Below are 3,206 nucleotides of genomic sequence, written 5' to 3' on the forward strand. Positions count from 1 at the left end.
GGGCGGGTTCCCGGCAGTCCTGGCAGGCCAGGGCAGGTGAGAATCCCGTGCGCGCAACCTGGATCAGGACAGGCCCGCGCTGCAGCCCATCCCTGGCGGCGCGCCAGGCCACCGGAGGAATCCGGACCTGGTGCGTCAGCGGTTCGCGGTCGGTGTGAAAAGTATCGGCCGAGTGAAGGACCCGCGGAGCGAGCCGACGCACGGCCGGACGATCAGCGGTAAGGGACTGTGCCCAGCCGCTGTCGATCAGCCGCTGGGCCTCGACGCTTCGGGAGGCTGAAGCAATCAGCAGTCCGCAACCTTGCAGTTCACTGCGCAGCAGCAGCACCTCGCGGGCGTGCTGGTAAGGGGCGCGTGGTTCACTGTGTGACTCATCATTGTCGTCCCAGAGGCACACGAGCCCCAGGTTCCGCACAGGTGCATAGGCGGCGGACCGCGTACCCACCGCCACTCTGACCTGTCCATGCAGGAGTTTGAGGAAGTTGCGGTACCGGGGGGTGGGGCCGTCTTCGGCGGTAAGCCGGACGAACTCATCCGCACCGATGCGCGCACGAAGTGCCTCTTCAACACGGCCGAGGTCCCGCTGGTCAGGAACAACGACGACGGCGCCACGCCCCGCCGCCCAAACTGCATGTACCGCTTCGGCCAGTTCCACCGGCCACCCGGCCGGCCCGTAGCCTCCGAGTGTCGTCAGTACCGCGCGCGGACTCTCACCTTCGGTCAATCGTGCCAGGAACAACGTGCCGTTGACGTACCGGTCGTACACAGAGGGCTGACCGGCCTGTGCGGGCACATCGGGGGGAACCGTCCCGTCAACTGTGAACTCCTTCTCCACGCGGGCCACCCGCGGAGGCACTGCTGATCGAAGGACATCGCTGACGGAGCCGGCGTAACGGGCCGCCACGGCGGCTGCAAGTGCCAGGATTTCAGGGGTCGCCACCGGATGCGCAGACACCACCCTGGCCAGCGGCAGCAAACGTGCCGGGCTGTCGGAGACGGCAAGCCGTTCGATGATGAACGCCGCATGCTCCCGCCCGGCGAAGCGGACTTTGACCCGGGCGCCAGGGACGGCGGCGTCGTCGTCCAACGCCGGAACCAGGTAATCAAACGGACGGTCAAGATGCGGCAGTGGTGAATCGATCAGGACCCGGGCGACTGGCAACTCGGCTGCGACCGGGGACGTACCGCGCGGAGCCGCCGGTGCGCTGAAGCCCTGCAGCAGCGAAAGCTGCCGTCCATCGTCGGAACTCATCGGTTCGAAGGTAATACCTGCCTACGCGTTGAAGTAGCTCTTGAGCTCGTCGGTGCGGTCCGTGAGTTCCCAGTTGAACCCCTCGCCCTCGCGGCCGAAATGCCCGTGCGCGGCGGTCTTTTGGTAGATGGGCCTGAGCAGGTCAAGAGAATTGATGATCGCCAGGGGGCGGAGGTCAAAAATCTCGTTGATAGCCGAGCCGATTGCAGCGGGATCGACCTGCTCGGTACCGAAGGTCTCCACGTAGATGCCGACCGGCTGCGCCATGCCGATTGCATACGCGATCTGGATCTCCGCGCGGCGGGCAAGCCCGGCAGCCACGACATTCTTGGCGACCCAGCGCATGGCGTAAGCGGCCGATCGGTCAACCTTTGACGGATCCTTGCCGCTGAACGCACCGCCGCCGTGACGGGCCATTCCACCGTAGGTGTCCACAATGATCTTCCGTCCGGTCAGTCCTGCGTCTCCGACCGGCCCGCCGATGACGAATTCACCGCCCGGGTTGAGGATATGGCGGACGTTTGAAACGTCGAGCTGGGACGTTGCCAGGACTGGGCTGATCACGTGCTCCACGAGGTCAGCCCGCAGGGTTCTAAGGTCGACTCCCTGGGCGTGCTGAGAAGAAATGACCACCGAGTCGACGCTGACCGGCCTGTCGCCGTCGTAACCGATTGTGACCTGTGTCTTGCCGTCCGGGCGCAGGTAGGACAGCGTGCCGTTCTTCCGGACATCGGTGAGCTGCTCGGACAAGCGGTGGGCCAGCCAGATGGGCGTCGGCATCAGGACGGGCGTCTCGTCGCTGGCGTACCCGAACATGATCCCCTGGTCCCCTGCACCCTGGGCATCATAGGGGTCGGTGCTGGTACCCTCCCGTGTTTCGAGCGACCTGAACACGCCTGAGGCGATCTCGGGAGACTGCTGACCAATGGAAACGGAGACACCGCAACGCGCTCCGTCGAAGCCATTCGCTGATGAGTCGTAGCCGATTCCCAGGATGGTCTTGCGCACGATCTCCGGGATTTCGACGTACGCTTCGGTGGTCACCTCGCCGGCCACGTGGACCAGGCCCGTGGTCACAAGGGTTTCCACCGCTACACGGGACCGTGGGTCCGCCGCCAGCAGCGCATCCAGAATGCCGTCGCTGATCTGGTCACAGATCTTGTCGGGATGGCCCTCAGTCACCGATTCCGAGGTGAACAATCGCAAGGGATGGCTAGGCGTATGGGGTGAATTCACGTGATCACTCTACTTGGTCGGATGAGGTCCCCAGCATGGCAGCAACCCGCGCAAGGATGACGGCTGCAACGCTGGTCTTGCTCCCGCTCACGGTCTCCGGCTCCGCGCCGCCCGCGTCCAAAATAGTCACCTCAGTGGAATCCTGACCAAAGACCAGTGAGCGACCCACCCTGTTCAGTATCAGCAGGTCGCAGCCCTTGCGCTGCAGTTTCTGCTGTCCGTGCGCAAGAGGTGTGGCGTCGTCGTCGCCCGTTTCGGCAGCGAATCCGACAATCACCGCAGGAGATTCCAGCTCTGCGCGCTGCTGCACCACTTCCACGAGGATGTCCGGGTTACGAATCAGCGTGATCACAGGGTTCTCACCGTCGTCGCGCTTTTTGACCTTCGTATCCGAGACGGTGTCCGGTCGGAAATCAGCAACGGCCGCAGCCATGATCAGTGCATCCGACCGCTGCGCCAGCTTGAGCGTGACTTCCCGCAGCTCTTCGGCGGTTTCCACGACCGTGAGCTGCGCACCGGGCGGAGGCTGCACTTCCAGATGGGCCGCAATGAACTGCACGGTAGCGCCCGCCTGAAGAGCGGCCGCGGCAAGCGCCACCCCTTGCTTCCCGGAGGACCGGTTACCAAGGAAACGCACCGGATCGAGCGGTTCGCGGGTGCCGCCTGCGGTGATGGTGACCGTGCGGCCGGCCAGCGGACGTGCTGCCCCGGCCGGCGT

At 64.9% G+C, this 3,206-nt stretch carries 3 protein-coding genes; all 3 read right to left on the reverse strand.

Annotated features, from left to right (window positions below; translation table 11 throughout):
• Positions 1-1,252: primosomal protein N' family DNA-binding protein (locus P4U43_RS17720; protein ID WP_449658171.1), on the reverse strand; the 1,252-nt coding region annotated here is incomplete at its 3' end.
• A 21-nt stretch (positions 1,253-1,273) separates the two neighbouring features.
• Positions 1,274-2,488, reverse strand: a complete 1,215-nt coding sequence (metK, locus tag P4U43_RS17725) for a methionine adenosyltransferase (RefSeq protein WP_277359918.1) — start codon at positions 2,486-2,488, stop codon at positions 1,274-1,276.
• Positions 2,489-2,492: 4 nt separating this feature from the next.
• A partial coding sequence (locus P4U43_RS17730) for a phosphopantothenoylcysteine decarboxylase domain-containing protein (RefSeq protein WP_277359919.1) occupies positions 2,493-3,206 on the reverse strand: 714 nt, incomplete at its 5' end.

Origin of the sequence: Arthrobacter vasquezii, assembly GCF_029455255.1 — a bacterium.
Taxonomy (GTDB): domain Bacteria; phylum Actinomycetota; class Actinomycetes; order Actinomycetales; family Micrococcaceae; genus Arthrobacter_D; species Arthrobacter_D parietis.